Annotated in this window: 13 protein-coding genes and 1 tRNA gene; 5 read left to right on the forward strand and 9 right to left on the reverse strand. The window is 69.7% G+C overall.

The window, feature by feature from the left end; all coding sequences use genetic code 11:
• The first annotated feature begins 19 nt into the window (after nucleotides 1-19).
• Genes ABFY20_RS15965 through ABFY20_RS15975 form a run of 3 tightly spaced genes read left to right on the forward strand, consistent with a single transcriptional unit; the run spans nucleotide 20 to nucleotide 4,601 of the window.
• Nucleotides 20-712, forward strand: a complete 693-nt coding sequence (locus ABFY20_RS15965) for a response regulator transcription factor (RefSeq protein ID WP_171703716.1) — start codon at nucleotides 20-22, stop codon at nucleotides 710-712.
• Nucleotides 681-1,568, forward strand: coding sequence for a mycothiol synthase (gene mshD, locus ABFY20_RS15970; RefSeq protein WP_368497220.1), 888 nt, complete (start codon nucleotides 681-683; stop codon nucleotides 1,566-1,568). The genes ABFY20_RS15965 and mshD overlap by 32 nt, the downstream gene beginning before the upstream one ends.
• A gap of 18 nt (nucleotides 1,569-1,586) precedes the next feature.
• Complete coding sequence (locus ABFY20_RS15975; RefSeq protein ID WP_368497221.1) at nucleotides 1,587-4,601, forward strand: aminotransferase; 3,015 nt, start codon at nucleotides 1,587-1,589, stop codon at nucleotides 4,599-4,601.
• Between the two features lie 3 nt (nucleotides 4,602-4,604).
• Here the strand turns inward: ABFY20_RS15975 and mftE are convergent, their stop codons facing one another.
• Nucleotides 4,605-5,399, reverse strand: coding sequence for a mycofactocin biosynthesis peptidyl-dipeptidase MftE (mftE, locus tag ABFY20_RS15980; protein ID WP_368497222.1), 795 nt, complete (start codon nucleotides 5,397-5,399; stop codon nucleotides 4,605-4,607).
• 552 nt (nucleotides 5,400-5,951) lie between these two features.
• Here mftE and ABFY20_RS15985 point away from each other — a divergent pair.
• A complete protein-coding gene (locus ABFY20_RS15985; protein WP_368497223.1) occupies nucleotides 5,952-6,116 on the forward strand; it encodes a hypothetical protein in 165 nt (54 codons plus the stop codon).
• Between the two features lie 80 nt (nucleotides 6,117-6,196).
• Here the strand turns inward: ABFY20_RS15985 and ABFY20_RS15990 are convergent, their stop codons facing one another.
• Nucleotides 6,197-6,412, reverse strand: coding sequence for a hypothetical protein (locus tag ABFY20_RS15990; protein WP_368497224.1), 216 nt, complete (start codon nucleotides 6,410-6,412; stop codon nucleotides 6,197-6,199).
• A gap of 13 nt (nucleotides 6,413-6,425) precedes the next feature.
• Nucleotides 6,426-6,501: transfer RNA gene (locus ABFY20_RS15995), tRNA-Lys, on the reverse strand.
• 184 nt (nucleotides 6,502-6,685) lie between these two features.
• Here ABFY20_RS15995 and ABFY20_RS16000 point away from each other — a divergent pair.
• Nucleotides 6,686-7,315 (forward strand): DNA-directed RNA polymerase subunit beta, encoded by a 630-nt coding sequence (locus ABFY20_RS16000; RefSeq protein ID WP_368497225.1) that lies wholly within the window; start codon nucleotides 6,686-6,688, stop codon nucleotides 7,313-7,315.
• Between the two features lie 172 nt (nucleotides 7,316-7,487).
• Here the strand turns inward: ABFY20_RS16000 and pstB are convergent, their stop codons facing one another.
• The 6 genes from pstB to ABFY20_RS16030 all read right to left on the reverse strand — a co-directional run bounded on the left by pstB (nucleotide 7,488) and on the right by ABFY20_RS16030 (nucleotide 14,851).
• Nucleotides 7,488-8,267, reverse strand: coding sequence for a phosphate ABC transporter ATP-binding protein PstB (gene pstB / locus ABFY20_RS16005; RefSeq protein WP_368497226.1), 780 nt, complete (start codon nucleotides 8,265-8,267; stop codon nucleotides 7,488-7,490).
• A 30-nt stretch (nucleotides 8,268-8,297) separates the two neighbouring features.
• Nucleotides 8,298-9,401, reverse strand: coding sequence for a phosphate ABC transporter permease PstA (pstA, locus tag ABFY20_RS16010; RefSeq protein WP_368497227.1), 1,104 nt, complete (start codon nucleotides 9,399-9,401; stop codon nucleotides 8,298-8,300).
• Between the two features lie 3 nt (nucleotides 9,402-9,404).
• Entirely contained in the window at nucleotides 9,405-10,361 is a 957-nt protein-coding gene (pstC, locus tag ABFY20_RS16015; RefSeq protein WP_171703710.1) for a phosphate ABC transporter permease subunit PstC, read from the reverse strand.
• A gap of 134 nt (nucleotides 10,362-10,495) precedes the next feature.
• Nucleotides 10,496-11,596, reverse strand: coding sequence for a phosphate ABC transporter substrate-binding protein PstS (pstS, locus tag ABFY20_RS16020; protein WP_368497228.1), 1,101 nt, complete (start codon nucleotides 11,594-11,596; stop codon nucleotides 10,496-10,498).
• Nucleotides 11,597-11,747: 151 nt separating this feature from the next.
• Entirely contained in the window at nucleotides 11,748-12,674 is a 927-nt protein-coding gene (locus ABFY20_RS16025; RefSeq protein WP_368497229.1) for an NUDIX domain-containing protein, read from the reverse strand.
• Nucleotides 12,671-14,851: an RNA degradosome polyphosphate kinase gene (locus ABFY20_RS16030; protein ID WP_368497230.1), complete on the reverse strand. Its 2,181-nt coding sequence runs from the start codon at nucleotides 14,849-14,851 to the stop codon at nucleotides 12,671-12,673. Before ABFY20_RS16030 ends, ABFY20_RS16025 begins: the two co-directional genes overlap by 4 nt.
• Nucleotides 14,852-14,878 lie beyond the last annotated feature (27 nt).

Raw genomic sequence — 14,878 nt, forward strand, 5'->3', positions numbered from 1 at the left:
GACCTCTGGAGGATCTTACGTGGCGCAGTTGTTGATCCTGACCCCTGCGGTCGATCAGGAGGTGCTTCCCGCGCTCTCGCTGCTCAGCCACCGCACCCGTCAGATCCCGGCTGAGCCCTCGCAGCTGGTCAACACCCCGAACAGCGACCTCATCTTCGTCGACGCCCGCAACGACCTCGCGAGCGCGCGCTCGCTCTGCAAGATCCTCAGCACCACCGGCATCGGGGTGCCCGTCGTGCTCGTGCTCACCGAGGGCGGTCTCACCGCCGTGAGCGCAGAGTGGGGTGCTGCGGATGTGGTGCTGGAGTCGGCGGGGCCCGCCGAGGTCGACACGCGCATCCGTCTCGCCATCGGGCGGCAGGTGCAAGACCAGTCGACCTCGAAGATCCAGGCCTCCGGGGTCGTCATCGACGAGGCGAGCTACTCGGCCCGCGTGCACGGCCGCCCCCTCGACCTCACCTTCAAGGAGTTCGAGCTGCTGCGCTTCTTCGCGATGCACCCCTCGCGGGTGTTCACCCGCGAGCAGTTGCTGAGCGAGGTGTGGGGCTACGACTACTTCGGCGGCACCCGCACCGTCGACGTGCACGTGCGGCGCCTGCGCGCGAAGCTCGGCGACCTCGAGTCGCTCATCGGCACCGTGCGCAACGTCGGGTACCGGTTCAACTTCTTCGAGGACGACAATGAGCGGATCGCTCACTCTCTCGGTCAGTAGCCCCGACGAGGCGCGCGAGCCGTTCCTCCGCCTCGCCGCCCGTGCCGCGCTGGTCGACGGCCAGCATCCGTTCAACGACCAGGCGCTCGTCGACGCCGGCAAGGGCACACGCTCGCTGCTGCTCGCCGAACGCGCCGGAACCGTGGTGGGGGCCGCCATCGTGGGGCAGGGCGAGCTCGAGTTCACCATCGACCCGGAGTGGCGGGAGGAGGGTCTCGGGCGGCAGCTGCTCGAGATCGTGCTCGCGAACTCCGCCTCCTCCGCCGAAGGGGAGCTGCTCGCCTGGGCGCACGGCGACCACCCCGCCTCGCGGCGACTCGCGGCGACGCACCGCTTCAGCGCGGTGCGCACGCTGCTGCAGCTGCGCCGCGAGCTGCCCGACGGGCCGGTGGGCGGAACTCCGTTGCCCGACGGGTTCCGGCTCATGCCGTTCCGCGGCGGCCGCGACGTCGACGACTGGGTCGAGCTCAACGCACGCGTCTTCGCCGACCACCCCGAGCAGGGCGGGCAGACCGCAGAAGACCTCGACTTCCGCAGGTCGGAACCCTGGTTCGAGCCCGACGACTTCCTGCTGCTGCGCGACTCCTCCGGCGCTCTCGTCGGCTACAACTGGCTGAAGGTCGAGCCGGGCGACCGGGTGGGCGAGATCTACGTGATCGGGGTCGACGACGCGCACGCCGGGCAGGGTCTCGGGCGCTACCTGATGGGTCAGGGGCTCGCGCGCCTGGTCGAACGCGGCCTCGACCAGGCCTCGCTCTACGTCGACGGCGAGAACACCAGGGCCGTCGCCCTCTACCGCTCGCTCGGTTTCACCGACCACACCATCGACATCCAGTACCGGCACCGCGGCCGCTGAGCCCAGGAGGCGCACTCCGTGACCCCTACCGACGCCGACTTCTCACGTCGCTCGTTCGCCGAGCTGCTCACGCCCGCGCCCGAGGTCTCCGAAGCGGCTGCAGCCGAGATCGCCGAACGGTTGTTCGGTGTGACCGGTCCGGTGCGCTCGCTCGGCAGCCAGACGGATGCGAACCTCGTCGTGGGTGAGGAGGGTCGCCGCTTCCTGCTGAAGGTCGCGAACCCTTCGTCGCTGCCCGCCGAGCTGGAGGCGCAGTCGCTCGCCGCGGCGCACGTCGGTGACGCCTTGAACGCCCGCCGGGCCGGGGTCGCGGTGCCGCGCACCGTGCCGGCCGCCGACGGATCGCTCGTGCAGACCGTCGAGCTCGGCGGCCGGGAGCTGCACGTGCGCCTGCTCGAGTTCGTCGAGGGCACCCCGCTCTCGGGCGACCGCTACCTCTCCCCCGCCGTGGTCGGCGAGTTCGGCGGGTTCGCGGCTCTCGCCGTGCTCTCCCTCGCCGACTTCGAGCATCCGGGAGCCCACCGCGACCTGGAGTGGGACCTGCGGCAGGCCCGCCGGCTGGTCGACGACCTGCTCCCCTTCGTCGACGACGCCGCACTCGCCGAGCGCCTGCGGCGGGCCACCGACGAGGCCTGGGCGCGGGTGAGTGGGCTCGACGACGCGCTGCCGAGGCAGGTCATCCACGGCGACATCACCGACGACAACGTCGTGGGGGCGACGGATGCGGCGGGCCGGCTGATGCCACACGGCATCATCGACTTCGGCGACGTGGTGCACAGCTGGGCGGTCGCCGAGCTCGCCGTGAGCTGCTCGGGCGTGCTGCACCACCATGGCGCCGCGCCCGCGTCGGTGCTGCCGGCGGTGCGCGCGTTCCACGCCCTCCGCCCGCTGTCGCCGGCCGAAGCGGAGGCGCTCTGGCCCCTCGTGGTGCTGCGGGCCGCGACCCTCGTCGTGAGCGCGCACCACGCCGCCGCCACCGACCCGGACAACGACTACACGCGGGCGAACGCCGAGCACGAGCACGTCATCTTCGACGTCGCCACGAGCGAGCCGCTCGCCGTGATGACGGCGCTCGTGCGCGAGGCGTGCGGGTTCGGGGCGGCGGCGTCGGGTGCGCCGGCGGCGCTGCCCGCACCGACGCATCCGCTGGTGCCCGGCCTCGCGGATGCAGGGCTCGAGATGCTCGACCTCGGCCCGCTGAGCGAGCGGCTGGCCGCGGGGCGGTTCGCCGACGAGGGCGTCGAGGCCGCGCTGGCGGCGGAGGCGCTGCGCGAGGCGGAGGGGATCGCCGCGGTCGTGGCGCGCTTTGGCGAGCGCCGGCTCACCCGGTCGTTCCGGGAGTCGGTGACCGCGCATCCGTGCGCCGCGATGGGTGTCGAGCTGTGGTTCGCCGAGCCGCGGGCCGTCGTGGCGCCGTGGGCGGGGACGCTATCGCGGTCGCATGACGGCGAGCGGATGCTGCTCACCGTCGACGGGGTCGGCACCGCGGAACTCGAAGGGCTCGATGCCGCCGCCTCCGACGGGGAGGTCGACGGGGCCGTCACCGCGGCGGGCGACGTGCTCGGGCACGCGGAGCACCTTCGGCTGCGCATCCTGCGCCCCGGCATCGACCCGGCCATGGTGCCGTGGTTCGTCACCGCGGAGCTCGCACCGGGGTGGGAGACGCTCGTCGTCGACCCGACAGTGCTGCTGCGGGTCGACCTGCCCGCCTCGGCGGCGCTCGGCGACCGTGCCGAGACCGGCCCCGCGCATCCGTCTCTCCTGGAACGACGGGAGCGGTCGCTCGCCGAGGTGCAGGAGCACTACTACGCGGCACCGCCCGAGATCGAGCGCGGGTGGCGCCACCATCTATTCGACACCGAGGCGAGGCCCTACCTCGACATGGTGAACAACGTGGCGTCGGTGGGGCACGCGCATCCGCGCATCGCATCGGCCGTGGCTCGGCAGCTGAACCTGCTCAACACGAACTCGCGGTTCAACTACGCCTCGATCGTCGACTTCTCGGAGCGCCTAGCGGGAATGCTGCCCGACCCGCTCGACACGGTGTTCTTCGTCAACAGCGGCACCGAGGCGGTCGACCTGGCGCTGCGCATCTCGTGGGCATGGACCGGCCGGCGCGACGTGGTGGCGGTGCGGGAGGCGTACCACGGCTGGTCGGATGCTGCCGACGCCGTCTCGACCTCGGTCGCCGACAACCCGCAGGCGCTCTCGACGAGGCCGTCGTGGGTGCACGCGCTCGACGCGCCGAACAGCTACCGAGGGCGCTATCGGGGCGCCGGCTCGGCGCACCTGTACGCCGCTGACGCGGTCGCCGAGATCGAGGCGCTCGTGGCGGCGGGTCACGCGCCCGCGACCTTCATCGCGGAGGCGTTCTACGGCAACGCCGGCGGCATGCCGCTGCCCGAGGGCTATCTCGAGGCGGTCTACGCCGCGGTGCGATCGGCGGGCGGGCTGTGCATCGCCGACGAGGTGCAGGTGGGGTACGGGCGGCTCGGCTCGCACCTCTGGGGGTTCGAGCAGCAGGGAGTTGTGCCCGACATCGTGACGGTGGCGAAGGCGATGGGGAACGGGCATCCGCTCGGGGCCGTCATCACGAGTCGCGCGGTGGCGGAGGCGTACCGCTCGCAGGGGTATTTCTTCTCGTCCGCCGGCGGGAGCCCCGTGAGTTCGGTGGTCGGGATGACGGTGCTCGACATCATCCGCGACGAGGGGCTGCAGGAGAACGCCCGTGTGGTCGGCGGGTACCTGAAGTCGCGGTTGGAGGGGCTGATGCCGAAGCATCCGCTCATCGGCGCGGTGCACGGTCTCGGCTTGTACCTCGGAGTCGAGCTCGTGCGCGACCGGGTCACGCTCGAGCCCGCGACCGAGGAGACGGCGGCGCTGTGCGAGCGGATGCGCGAACTCGGCGTGATCGTGCAGCCCACGTCGGACAGGCAGTGCGTGCTGAAGATCAAGCCGCCGCTCACGATCACGCGGGAGAGCGCCGACTTCTTCGTCGACAGGCTCGACGAGGTGCTGTCGACGGGGTGGTGAGGGTCAGGCGCGCAGCATCCCGTTCGCGTCACGGGTTCCCTCCACGATCCGCGTCGTGAGGGCGTCGACGAGCGCGTCGAAGATCGCCGCACCCCGAGCCGCGGTCGCCCCCGTCGGGTCACCCAGGATGCCCGACGGCGACACCGCCCGCACCCCGCTCGCCGTGAGCTCGGGGAGCAGCTCGCTCATCGGTCGCACGTCGCCCGCCGGGGGCAGGGGCGTGCGCACGGATGCGGGCTGGAGGTGCAGCATCAGCGACGTCTCCCAGAACCCGGCGTGGGCATCCGGCGCCGGGAGGTCTTCGCGGGTCGTCGCGCCGGCGATCCGCCCATCGCCCGGAGCTGACGCGACAGCGGTCACGCGCCCTCCCGGGCGGTCGCTCGACAGTGGTGCGCACGGAGCCCACGCGATGTCGTGCCCTTCGGCGATGAGCTGCGCGACGGCGGAGACGAGCGTCGGCGCGTTGCCCCCGTGACCGTTCACGAGCACCACCCGCCCGGCCCACGTGGCGAGCGACCGCGCCAGCTCGAGCACCACGAGGTGCAGCGCCTCCCGCCCGATCGAGACGGTGCCCGGGAACGACTGATGCTCCCCACTCGACCCGAACGCCAGCGCCGGCGCCACGACGACCTCCTGCGGCAGCGCCTCCGCCGCCCCGCGCGCCACGGCGGTCGCGACGATCGTGTCGGTCGCGAACGGCAGATGCGGCCCGTGCTGCTCCGTCGACCCCACGGGCACCACCACCAGCGGCCTCTCCCCCACCCCCGTCCACGTCGCCCCCGCGAGCTCTACGAGCACGTGCTCCCCTTCCTCGCGGCCGCCGGCCGACCCAGCCCAGCCTACGGTCGCACGCGCCCCCAGTCTGCTCCGCACCCTCTCCTCCGCGTCACCCATGAGCGGCATCCGACGCGACCGCACGACCGAGCGGTATGAGAATCGGCGTGTCGAGCTCCCTACAAGCTCGACGGCACGATTCTCATACCGTTCGACACGAGCCGGTTCAGCCGCGTTCTGGACTGAGTCCCGTCAACGCCTCAGGCGGGTCGCCTCGAAGGCTGTCGTCGATCAGGAGGGGATGCGCTCGAGCTTGCTGCATCGCCGGAGGTGACCGTACGAGACCGTTCCGCACACACGAAAGGGCGCCCGAGGAGATTAGACAGCCCCTGGGTGCGCATTGCGGGCCGCCTCAGTCTCTCCTCGAACGCGCCCCATGCCCGCTCCGACAACTGGAGCTCGGGCGAGACCAATCTCCAGTCCGTCGACACAGTCTCCACGTGAGTGAGACACTCTCACCGAATCAGCCCTGCGGGCCTCAATCAAGGGCAGGCCAGCCGGGAGCTTCCGGCCGATGTGCAGGCACACCTGGCCGCTGCGGCGGCGCTGCGCGACGAGGCGGCCCACGCGCGCACGCGGGCCGCCGAGGAGTCGCGTGCCGCCGCACGAGCGCTCCGCTCGCGCGGCCTGACCGTCCGCGAGGTCGGCGCGGCGCTCGGGATCTCGCATCAGCGCGCGTAGCAGCTCATCAGCGCCTGACGCAGTGGGTCGCCGCACCGGCGGCAGCCCCGGGTGCCGAGCCGCGAGCGCAGCCGCAGCGCCTAGGGGCGCTCGCGGGTGGCGGCTGCGATCTCCTTGGCGACGGCGACGATGCCGGGCTCCGCCGACCAGAGGCCGTCCTTGCCCTTCTTGTAGAGCACATCCTCGATGCCCTTGCGCACCGCGTTCCTGATGACCGCCGACAGGATGAGGATCGCGAGCACGAACCCCAGAACGTACACGGCGATGGCGATGATGACTGCGACTGAACTGTCCATGGGACCATTCTGGTGGTGGGCCCGGTGGGGCTCGAACCCACGACCCGCGGATTAAAAGTCCGATGCTCTGCCAACTGAGCTACAGGCCCTACGAGGTTCAAGGGTATCGCCTTCCGCGGGGCACGCGGTACGCGCGGCGCACCGAACGGGCAGCCGAGCCCGACTGTTCGCTGTGCGCGTGAACCCGGGTGGGAAGCATCCGGGGTGCATAGCGTTGTAGTCTGCGGTCGGGGCGCGCCCGATCCGCCCCTCGGGCGCGAGAGAACGGATGCCATGGCGAACGAGTTCCACCGACCCGCACTCTTCGACGGCTCGGCCTTCGAGGCCTTCCAGGGCGGCGAAGACCCGGCGACCATCAACCGGGTGGCGCACGAGACGGCGGGTGCCCTGCTCAGCCGGGTGCGCGACGACCCGCAGCCCGAGGTCATCGAGAGGCTCCTCGCCTACACCGACGACCACGGCATCGATGCCGTCGCCGAGCTCTGGGCCCGCGCCTCCGCCCACAGCCTGCCGGGCAGCCTCTGGCGCATCTACCTGCTGCGGGTGCTCATCCGGCAGGACGCCGAGATGGCGAGCTACTTCTTCGAACGCGGCACCGAGGTGACGGCCGGCATCGACCCCGTGGTGGCCGGCGCCGAGTCACCGACGGGGCCGAAGGAGATCACCGAACTCGCCGATCAGATCCTCCGCGGCCTGTTCACAGGAGACTTTGCGATCGCTCTCGAACGGGCGGCCGCGTTCTGCCGCATCATGGCGCAGGGATGCGCGAGCATCGCCGACGACGCGGAGATCGGCGCCCCCGAGACGGCGTCGACCCTCACCACGCGCGCTCTGCGTTTCGAGACCATCGGCGACGACCTCAGCTCCTCGGCGGCGCTCTGGCGGCACGACGGTCTCGACTGAGCACGACGTTGGGTAGACTTGTGGGCGTCGGGTCGCGGTAACCCCGGGCTCCAATATTCGCCGCTCCGAGCGGCCTTTCGCCGAGAGGCGTTTCCGCGGCCCGGCCTCGACGTTCAGCACGAAGCCCCCTCCGACCAAGGTCGGCAGGGGGCTTCGTCGTACCCGCCTCAGATCACCCGAAGCGGCCGGAGACGTAGTCCTCCGTGTCCTGCACCGACGGGTTCGAGAAGATCGTCGTGGTGTCGTCGTACTCGATGAGCTTGCCCGGCTTCCCGGTGCCCGCGATGTTGAAGAACGCCGTGCGGTCGGAGACGCGCGAGGCCTGCTGCATGTTGTGCGTGACGATGACGACCGTGTACTCGGTCTTCAGCTCCTCGATGAGGTCTTCGATCGCGAGCGTCGAGATGGGGTCGAGGGCGGAGCAGGGCTCGTCCATCAGGATGACGTCGGGAGACACCGCGATGGCCCGCGCGATGCACAGACGCTGCTGCTGACCGCCCGAGAGACCCGAACCCGGCAGGTTGAGGCGGTCTTTGACCTCGTTCCAGAGGTTCGCCCCCCGCAGCGACTTCTCGATGAGGTCGTCGGCGTCGGACTTCGAGATGCGCTTGTTGTTGAGCTTCACCCCGGCCAGCACGTTCTCACCGATGGACATCGTCGGGAACGGGTTGGGGCGCTGGAACACCATGCCCACCTGGCGCCGCACGAGCACCGGGTCGACACCGGGGCCGTAGAGGTTGTTGCCGTCGATGAGCACCTCGCCCTCGACGCGCGCGCCGGGGATGACCTCGTGCATGCGGTTCAGGGTGCGGAGGAAGGTCGACTTGCCGCAGCCCGAAGGACCGATGAAGGCGGTCACCGTGCGGGGCTCGATGGTGAGGGAGACACCCTCGACGGCGAGGAAGTTGCTGTAGTAGACGTTGAGGTCGTTGACTTCGATGCGCTTGGACAAGACGAGTTCCTTAGGGTTTCAGATCCGCGCTCAGCGGCCGAGCTTGGGCGAGAAGACTTTGGCGACGATGCGGGCGATGAGGTTCAGCACCATCACGATGACGACGAGCAGCAGCGCGCCCGCCCAGGCCCGGTCGACATAGGCCTCGGCCGGGTTGCCCTGGTTCGCGTACTGGGTGTACACGAACACCGGGAGGGTCATCATCCGCTCCTTGAACAGGTCGTAGTTCATGCTCTGCGTGAACCCGGCGATGATGAGCAGAGGCGCCGTCTCACCGATGACGCGCGAGATGGCGAGCACGACACCCGTGGTGATGCCGGCGATCGAGGTGGGCAGCACGACCTTCACGATGGTGAGCCACTTCGGTACACCCAGCGCGTACGACGCCTCACGCAGTTCGTTCGGCACGAGCTTCAGCATCTCCTCGCTCGACCGCACGACCACGGGGATCATGAGCACCGACAGCGCCACCGAACCACCGAAGCCGAAGCGGATGCCGGGCTGGTTCAGGATGAGGGCGAAGAACGCGAAGGCGAACAGGCCGGCGACGATGGAGGGGATGCCCGTCATGACGTCGACGAGGAAGGTGATGGCGCGCGCCAGGTGCCCCCGGCCGTACTCGACGAGGTAGATGGCGGTGAGGAGACCGACCGGCACGGAGATGAGCGCGGCCATGCCGGTGATCTCGAGCGTGCCCACCAGCGCGTGCAGCGCACCGCCGCCCTCGCCGACGACGTTCCGCATCGAGTTGGTGAGGAAGGTGAGGTCGAAGCGCGGCAGACCGTTCGAGATGGTGGTGTAGAGCAGCGAGATGAGCGGCAGCAGCGCGATGACGAAGGCGAGCGCCACGAGCGAGGTGACGAAGCGGTTCGTCGCCGGCCGGCGGCCTTCGTAGGAGCGCGACACCAGGTACTGCACCAGCACGAACAGCACGGTGCCGAAGAAGACGGTGCCGACGACGTTGAAGTTCTCGTTCACGCCGGCCGCCATGAGCACGACGAAGACCGAACCGACGATGACCCAGCTGAGCACGAGCAGCAGCCACGGCACGTACTTCGGCAGGATCCCGGTGGTGAGGGTGTTGGTGATGGGCGCCGACGGCTTCCGGGTCGGGGGCGTGGTGATCGTCGTCATGATCTAGTTGGCTCCCGAGAAGGCCTTGCGGCGGTTGACGATGGCGCGAGCGATGAAGTTCACCGCGAAGGTGATGACGAAGAGGATGAGGCCGGTCGCGATGAGCACGTTGACTCCGACTCCGTGCGCCTCGGGGAAGTTCAGGGCGATGTTCGCCGCGATGGTGGTGGGGTTCGTCGAGGTGAGCAGCGCGAACGAGATGAGCACCTGGGGCGAGAGCACCATGGCGACCGCCATCGTCTCGCCGAGCGCGCGGCCGAGGCCGAGCATCGAGGCCGACACGATGCCGGGGCGGCCGAACGGCAGCACCGCGGTGCGGATCATCTCCCAGCGGGTGGCGCCGAGGGCGAGTGCCGCCTCCTCGTGCAGCTTCGGCGTCTGGAGGAAGATCTCGCGGCTGAGCGCGGTGATGATGGGGAGGATCATGACCGCTAGCACGATAGCGACGGTGAGGATGGTGCGGCCGGTGCCCGAGACCGGGCCCTGGAACAGCGGGATCCAGCCGAGCAGGTCGACGAGGGTCGACCAGAAGGGCTGCACGAACGGCGCCAGCACCGTGATGCCCCAGAGACCGAACACGACGCTGGGCACCGCGGCGAGCAGGTCGACGATGTAGCCGAGGCCCTGCGCGAGGCGCCGCGGAGCGTAGTGCGAGATGAACAGCGCGATGCCGATGGCGAGCGGCACGGCGATGAGGAGCGCGAGGAACGCCGCCCAGATGGTGCCGAAGACGAGGGGGCCGACGTACTCCCAGAAGTTCGCCGCACCGCCCTTCAGGTCGTCGGAGCCCGCGGCGAAGGCGGGGAGGCTCTGGGCGATGAGGAAGATGGTGACGGCGGCGAGCACCACGAGGATGAGCGACCCGGCGACGACCGTCGCCGTGGAGAAGATGCGGTCACCCGGGCGCTGCTTGGCCTTCAGGCGAGGCGGCGCGGCCTGCGTGGCGGGGGCGGTGGTCATGGGGGCGTTCTCCCTGTCGTCCTGCGGTGAGGAGCCTGTGATCGGGGTGAGGCGGTTCGGAGGGATCCGGACCCGACTCTGTCCGGCCCCGCGTCGATCAGGAAGCGGAACCGGACAGAGTGTGTGGAGCGGTGTTACTTGATGGTCTCGATGGCTGCGGCGACCTGGTCGGACAGCGCCGACGACAGCGGTGCGGCGCCGGCCGCGTCGGCCGCGACGGTCTGGCCCTCGGGGCTCGCGATGTAGCCGACGTAGGCCTTCACGAGCTCCGCCTGCGCGGCGTCGGTGTACTCCTGGCAGACGATCGCGTAGGAGACGAGCACCAGCGGGTAGTGCGTCGGGTCGGTGGTCTTGCGGTCGAGGGCGATCGCGATGTCGTTGGCCTCGCGACCCTCGACGAGCGGCGAGCCCTCGACGACGGCGGCAGCGCCCTCCGCGGTGTACTCGACGAAGTCGTCGCCGACCTTGATCTTCGCGACACCGAGGTCGCCGGCCTTGGAGGCGTCGGCGTAGCCGATGGTGTTCACGCCGTTGGTGACGGCCTGGATGACACCCGACGTGCCCTGCGCGCCCTCACCCGACTGGAACGGGAAGGTGTCAGCTGCCTTCTCGGCCCAGGCGTCGGGAGCGACCTTGCCGAGGTAGTCGGTGAAGTTCTTGGTGGTGCCCGAGTCGTCGGAACGGTGAACGGCGGTGATCGCACCCGAGGGGAGCGTCGCGTTAGGGTTGAGTGCGGCGATGGCCGGGTCGTTCCAGGTGGTGATCGTGCCCGAGAAGATGTTCGCGAGGGTGGTCGCGTCGAGGTTGAGCTCGTCGACTCCCTCGACGTTGAACACGACGGCGATCGGCGAGATGTAGACGGGGAGGTCGATCGCCTTGGTGTCGGGGGCGCAGGTGCCGAAGGTGCCGGCCAGCTCGTCGTCGTTCAGGGCGGAGTCGGAGCCGGCGAATGCGGCGGCGCCCGAGATGAAGGCCTCGCGGCCGGCGCCCGAACCCTGGGGGTCGTAGTTGACGGTGACGTCGGGGTTCGCGGTCTGGAACGCGGCGATCCAGGCCTCCTGGGCCGAGCCCTGCGAGGAGGCGCCGATGCCCGTGAGCGTGCCGGAGAGGGTCGAGGCCGCGTCGGTGCTCGCGTCGGCGGGAGCGGAGCCGCCTTCGTTCGAGGCGCACGCGCTCAGAGCGAGGGCGGCGGTGAGGGCGATGACCGCGGGGGCGGCATAGCGCTTGAGCTTCACGAAGAATCCCTTTCGAGTGATTTCAGGTCAGGCCGGTGCGGGCCCGACCTAGACGCTAAGCGCCTCGGCTTAAGACACTGCCGCCCAGGGGTGAACGGAAGGTTAACAGCCGGAGATCGGATGCGAAGGGACGGTGAGAGCGAAGACGCGCTCAGCCGGGTACGTGCGTCTCGATGGCGATGATGCCGGAACCCGGTAGATCGGCCGAGAGGTGGAGCACCGAGAAACCGGCGACGGGCAGGTCGCCGGCTCGCGAGATGGTGGCGGCCGGCGCCGTGCCGGTGGCCAGCGCGACCTCGCGCACGATGTCGGGGAGCACGGGGCCGTGGCTGCACACCACCGAGGTGACGCGCTTGCGCACGCGCTTGCCGACGAACTCACGCACCTCGGAGAAGCCGGACTCCCAGGCGTCCTGACTCACCGCATCCGTCGGCTTGGCCGACACGCCGAGGCGCTTCGACAGCGGCTCGATGGTCTGACGGCAGCGCTTGGCGGTGCTGGTGTGGAGTCGCTCGGGGCCGAAGGCGAGGAGAGTGGGCACGATCGACTTGGCCTCGCCGAGTCCGCGTTCGGTGAGCGGCCGGTCGGCGTCGGGGCCGGGGTACTGGTAGGGCGGGGTGGCCTTGGCGTGACGGAGGGCGATGATGCCGAAGGTGCGGGTGATGCCCTGCTCGACGAGCATGCGGAAGCGCTCGAGGATCTCGGCGTCGCGCTCGTAGGTGAGCGCCGCGAGAGCGCGCTTGATCGGCAGCCACTCCAACGCCGCCACCTCGCCGTTCGGCAGGAAGGTGGAGCGGTTGACCGCATCCTCCGTCACCTCGGCTGCCCAGTAGTGGACGACCTTCTCCCGGCCGTTCGGCATGGTGTAGTTGGTGACGCCGAGGGGCACGCCGAGGTGCACGGCGAGGCCCGTCTCCTCCGCGATCTCCCGCACCGCGGTCTGCGGCAGGGTCTCGCCGGGGTCGACCTTGCCCTTCGGCAACGACACGTCGCGGTGCGCGGTGCGGTGGATGACGAGCACCCGCACCTTGTCGTCGACGATCCGCCAGCAGACCGCTCCGGCAGCGAAGACCGTCACCGCGTGGTGCCCGGTCGCTTGCGGCGGCTGATGGTCTGCATGAGATGCTCCTGCAGATCGATGAGGGGGGCGCCGTCGGCGTCGACGTTGTGTCTCGTCCAGGTGCCGTCGGCCTCGAGCGCCCAGGAGGAGACCTCTTCGCTCATGGCGAGGTCGAACATGCTCTCGATCTCCTTGAGGTGATCGGGGTCGACGAGGCGCACCAGCGCCTCCACACGCCGGTCGAGGTTGCGGTGCATCATGTCGGCGCTGCCGATGTACACCTGCGGGTCGCCGTCGTTCACGAACGAGAAGATGCGCGAGTGCTCGAGATAGCGTCCGAGGATGGAGCGCACCTTGATGTTCTCGCTGAGCCCCGACTGGCCGGGCTTCAGCGCGCAGATGCCGCGCACCCAGATCTCGATCGGCACCCCCGCCTCGCTGGCACGGTACAGCCCGTCGATGATCGCCTCGTCGACGATGGAGTTGAGCTTGATGCGGATGCCGGAGGGTTTCCCCGCCCTGGCGTTCTCGGCCTCGGCGGCGATGCGCTTCAGCAGTCCCTTGCGCAGGTGCAGCGGGGCGACGAGCAGTCGCTTGAACTTCTTCTCGATGGCGTAGCCGGAGAGCTCGTTGAACAGCCGGGTGAGGTCTTTGCCCACCTGGTCGTCGGCGGTCAGGAGGCCGAGGTCTTCGTAGATGCGCGAGGTCTTGGGGTTGTAGTTGCCGGTGCCGATGTGGCTGTAGCTCTTCAGCTGCCCCTTCTCCTGCCTGATGACGAGGGCGAGCTTGCAGTGGGTCTTGAGACCGACGAGGCCGTACACGACGTGCACGCCGGCCTTCTCGAGCTTGCGCGCCCACGAGATGTTGGCCTGCTCGTCGAAGCGCGCCTTGATCTCCACCAGTGCGAGCACCTGCTTGCCCGCCTCTGCGGCGTCGATGAGCGCCTCGACGATGGGGCTGTCGCCCGAGGTGCGGTAGAGGGTCTGCTTGATGGCGAGCACGTGCGGGTCGGCGGCGGCCTGCTCGAGGAAGGCCTGCACGCTGGTGGCGAACGACTCGTACGGGTGGTGCAGCAGCACGTCGCCGCGGCTGATCGCCTTGAAGATGTCGGGCTTCGCGTTCGGCTCCGGCGGCAGCAGCGCGGCGGCCGTGGCGGGAACCTGTTTGGGGTACTTCAGGTCGGGCCGGGCGATCTTGGTGAGGTCGAACAGGCCGCCGAGGTCGAGTGGTGCCGGCAGGCGGTAGACCTCCTGCTCGGTCACGTCGAGCTCGCGCACGATGAGCTCCAGGGTCACCGGGTCCATGTCGTCGGTGATCTCGAGCCTGATCGGCGGGCCGAAGCGCCTGCGCAGCAGTTCGCGCTCGAGCGCCTGGAGCAGGTTCTCGGTCTCGTCCTCGTCGACCTCGACGTCTTCGTTGCGGGTGACCCTGAAGACGTGGTGCTCGACGATCTCCATGCCGGGGAACAGGTCGCCGAGGTGGTTCGCGATGAGGTCTTCGAGGGGGATGAACCGCAGGTCGTCCGGTGTCTCGCGCACGTCGACCCTGATGAACCGGTCGAGCACCTGAGGCACCTTGAGCCTCGCGAACTCCTCCTTGCCGGTCTTGGAGTTGCGCACCCGCACCGAGAGGTTGAGCGAGAGCCCGGAGATGTAGGGGAACGGATGCGCGGGGTCGACGGCGAGCGGCATCAGTACCGGGAAGATCTGGTTCGAGAAGATGTCGTGGAGGTTCTCGCGGTCGGCCTCGTCGAGCTCGTCCCAGGTGACGATGTGCACGCCGGCCTCGTCGAGCGCGGGCTTGACCAGGTCGGTCCAGGCGGCGGCGTGCCGTGCCTGCAGCTCGTGCGCCTTCTCGGAGATGTCGTCGAGCACGTCCATCGGGCGGCGGCCGACGTTGGTGGGCACCGCGAGGTCGGTGAGGATGCGGCGCTTCAGCCCCGCGACCCGCACCATGAAGAACTCGTCGAGGTTGGAGGAGAAGATGGCGAGGAAGTTCGCCCGCTCGAGCACCGGCAGGGTGGGGTCTTCGGCGAGTTCGAGCACGCGCGTGTTGAAGGCGAGCCAGCTCAGCTCGCGATCGAGGTAGCGGCCCTCGGGCAGCGCCGGCCCCTCGGTGCTCTCGGTGAGTTCGTCGTAGTCGTCGTCGAAGTCGGTGGCGACTCCGGTCGCGAGCGAGATCATGTCGGCGTCCATACCGACATCATGGCACCCGTTCGTGAA

The organism is Herbiconiux sp. A18JL235, assembly GCF_040939305.1.
Taxonomy (GTDB): Bacteria; Actinomycetota; Actinomycetes; order Actinomycetales; family Microbacteriaceae; genus Herbiconiux.

What these genes read in the sequence shown, in the direction of transcription:
- mshD (WP_368497220.1), top strand. Translation starts at nt 681, where the DNA reads ATGAGCGGATCGCTCACTCTCTCGGTCAGTAGCCCCGACGAGGCGCGC.
- ABFY20_RS15990 (WP_368497224.1), bottom strand. Translation starts at nt 6,412, where the DNA reads ATGGACAGTTCAGTCGCAGTCATCATCGCCATCGCCGTGTACGTTCTG.
- ABFY20_RS16000 (WP_368497225.1), top strand. Translation starts at nt 6,686, where the DNA reads ATGGCGAACGAGTTCCACCGACCCGCACTCTTCGACGGCTCGGCCTTC.
- pstA (WP_368497227.1), bottom strand. Translation starts at nt 9,401, where the DNA reads ATGACGACGATCACCACGCCCCCGACCCGGAAGCCGTCGGCGCCCATC.
- pstC (WP_171703710.1), bottom strand. Translation starts at nt 10,361, where the DNA reads ATGACCACCGCCCCCGCCACGCAGGCCGCGCCGCCTCGCCTGAAGGCC.
- ABFY20_RS16030 (WP_368497230.1), bottom strand. Translation starts at nt 14,851, where the DNA reads ATGGACGCCGACATGATCTCGCTCGCGACCGGAGTCGCCACCGACTTC.